At 53.2% G+C, this 3267-nt stretch carries 3 protein-coding genes; all 3 read right to left on the reverse strand.

The genetic code is table 11. The features are described from left to right. Window positions 1–62: 62 nt before the first annotated feature. Complete coding sequence (locus tag L692_RS0112500; protein ID WP_025700319.1) at window positions 63–881, reverse strand: MBL fold metallo-hydrolase; 819 nt, start codon at window positions 879–881, stop codon at window positions 63–65. Then, window positions 878–2041: a GntR family transcriptional regulator gene (locus L692_RS0112505; RefSeq protein WP_376717958.1), complete on the reverse strand. Its 1164-nt coding sequence runs from the start codon at window positions 2039–2041 to the stop codon at window positions 878–880. The genes L692_RS0112500 and L692_RS0112505 overlap by 4 nt, the downstream gene beginning before the upstream one ends. A 388-nt stretch (window positions 2042–2429) precedes the next feature. Next, the coding region (locus L692_RS28655; RefSeq protein WP_036723455.1) for a copper amine oxidase N-terminal domain-containing protein at window positions 2430–3267 on the reverse strand (838 nt) is incomplete at its 5' end.

Consider the following 3267-nt stretch of genomic DNA (forward strand, 5'->3'; position numbering starts at 1 on the left):
GGCGATGCACGCCATCTTCAATACCTTTTTCATGTCATTTCCCACTCCTTGGTTTATCGAAATTAGAGGTTTATAATCAACCCGTCATAGGCGGTGATGATCCCGACGGGACGGAAGATGGCGTCGAAATCGTCGTACAGCAGCCTGGAATTATGACTGAAATGGGTGACGAGGATCGTCCCTTCCGGCTTGATAATGTGGTGCAGGCGGAACTCGCGCTGCGTCTCCAGCACCGTCTCGACTCCCATATGATTGCGGTCGCGGGAGTTGCCGGTATAGCCGTGCGTACAGTCAAGAATGGCGCCGTCCAGTTCCTGCCCGCGCAGCCACTCCCAGGTCGGCTCCGGATACCAGCCCGAATCATGGCCGTACAGCAGCTTCTTGCCGCCCTTTTCCACAACGTACAGCAGGCAGGTCTCCATACGGTCGTGATCGGCGAGCAGCGGCGTTACACGGGCTTCCCCCATCGTGAACGTCCGGAACGGATGCAGGCGGTGAAAGGCGAACCGCTCGCCCTCGAAGCGTCCGATGGCCGTGCGGACATGGTGCATGACGCAGTCGTTCCCGTAAATGTGCAGCGGATGCTCCAGCCCGTGGGCGATTCCCGCTCTCCGGCATTCCAGATCGTATGCGTTAAAATGATCGGAATGCGTATGCGTGACGAGCAAATGCTCAATCGCGCCGAAGTGCAGCCCGTCCCGCAAGGCCTGCATGTAGGAATCGGGCGAGTAATCGAATTTGATCGTATCGTCGATGATGGCCGAAGAGCGTGTGCGGATATTTCTTCCGCCAAGCTCCCGTGCCTTAATACAGAACTCGCAGCGGCAAAAGGCATTCGGGAACCCCTCGGCCGCCGCGGTTCCGAGAAAGTGAATTTTCATATAAGAACTCCTCTGTCAAGAACGGACTTCCTCTCGGTAATGGCCGTCTGAATTTTGATGGTAAGCTGTTTCTCCTTGGAACGGTTGACGCGCTTCATCAGCAGGTCCACCGCAGAGCGGGCCAGCCGTTCCGTATCTTGGCGCACGGTCGTCAGAGGAACCGGCATCAGGGCCGACAGCTGAATGTCGGAGAAACCGACGATCGACAGCTTGTCCGGAACCGGAATGCCCATATGCAGCGCCGTGAACAAGGTGGTCGCCGCCACATGATCGTCCCCGCACATCACCGCAGTCATCTGCGGACTTCGGGCGATGAACTGTTCTTGCTCCGGATCGTTCTCGTTGATGCGGCCGGGATCGCAAGGAACGCTGCGGAAATGGATATATTCGTTCCTGACCGGAATTCCGTGATCCAGCAGCGCCTGGATATACCCCTGATACCGTTCCTCCCGGCTGGTAATATTCTCGCTCATGTTCGAGGTGTAGCCGATTTGCCGGTGTCCTTTTCCAATTAAATATTGCGCCATCTCATAAGAGCCCCGGTAGTGGTCATGATACACGCAGTCGATCTCAACCTCGCGGAAAATGCGGTCGATGATCACCAGCGGCAGCTGCTCCAGCTTCAGCCTGAGCACCTGGTCGCTGCATGTCTTGCGCCCCTGAGGGAACAGAATGACGCCACCCACGCCGCCGGCCACGAGTTTCTGCAAGCCGCGATCCTCGTCGTCCTTGTCCTTGCTGATTTGCAGAATAAGGTCGAAGTCATGCTTGCGCACCTCGGTTTCAACAGCGGCGATAATCCTTGATGTGTACTCGGACAGGTGAGGCAAGATGAGTGCGATCTGCTTGCCTGCTATCCGCGCGGCCGCTGCGGCCGCCTGCTCCGTCCGGCCTGCGCCCGCATCAATTGCTTCCTCCCGCCTCCCCGCGAGAAATGACCCCCTTCTCGGCAGACGATAGATCAAGCCTTGCTCCGCCAAATGCTCCAGCGCGAGCTTGCCGGTCATCCGGCTGACGCCGCACAGTTTCGCCAACTCTCCCTCCGAAGGAACGGGATCATGCGCCTGTAGCTTGCGGCTGCTGATAATCTCCCTCGCCTTGTCTGCCACTTGCAAATAAAGTTGCGTTTTTGCCCCTGCGGAGCCCATTTCAGAGTTCATGTCCGGACATTCCTTCTGTTGGTATCAGATCAGCCGACCCGTGTTTACCGATCAGCCGAATCTATTTCGAACTTACTATATGTCACTGACATGTATGTTGCTTTTATGTAAATCATGCGTTAATTTTGTGTAAATGTGAAAAAACTGCGGATTCTGTAGTGTTTTCAGCACATCATAAATCTTGAAATCTTGGATGGGTATGCGTTTTCTATATCAGTGATATAAGAATTAGGGAGAGCTTCTTTTGGACATAAAAAACACTCCCCTTACAATAACAGGTTTTTATTATTTCACCTGTCTACTGTATGGGGAGCATATCAGACCGTGAACGGGCCCTTCTCCTCTTCGTTCATATCCTTGCTTTAGCCGCTGCAATGCGGGATGTAAGCTACTGCCCTATTGTTATATCTACTCCAAGCAATTTATCCTTTGGCTCCCCGAAGGTTACGGTGCCTCCAAATAAAGAGGCAATGGACTCCAGCGGAGCGGCCATAACTCCAATCTTGTTCTCAACGGCAGCTGCCAGCTTGACCGTCCGCCCGTCGACAATGGCTTCATCGGAGCCCACGGTAATTTCCGCCGTAATACCGCCTTTGGCTAAAGTAATCAGCTTATTGTCTATATTATAATCGAATGAGGCCCCCAGCATCTGCGCATAGGCCTTAAGGGGAGCCATAATGATGTCCCCCGTCGCAGGCGGCAGGAACCCGAAGCTCTGTTCCTTACCGTTCAGCCTGACATCGATAGAATAGACCGTGCCCTCGGCGGTATTCACAACTACATTTTCAGCCTGCCGCTGCAACAGCTTGATATTCTGCTCCAGATTATCCGCCGTGACCCGATGATTGCCTTTTGAAATTTCATCCACAATCAAAGAATTAATCGCGCCGGAATGATGGGAGAGATCCTTGTATTGATCCAGGTCGTAAGTGATATCGCTGTCTGTCTGAAATTCATAGATGCTCACATTGGAATAGGCGCTGAGTTGCTCGAAGATGTAACGCTTCATCTCCAGCTGGTTGGCATACCGCTGCGGATTAGTGATGTACCAGATCTGCTGACGCAGAACTGAATAGGGCGGATAGTATAAATAGAATTTCGTCTCCGGATGAGCTTTTACCAGGCTGAGCACATTGTCATTAAAGCTTTGTTTAACCAATTCGAGCGGGTCCTCATTGTTTCCGTAGGCTGCTTCATTGTTTCGCGCCGCCTTCCAATTTTTAATG

This window comes from Paenibacillus forsythiae T98 (assembly GCF_000520735.1).
In the GTDB taxonomy this organism is placed as follows: domain Bacteria; phylum Bacillota; class Bacilli; order Paenibacillales; family Paenibacillaceae; genus Paenibacillus_AQ; species Paenibacillus_AQ forsythiae.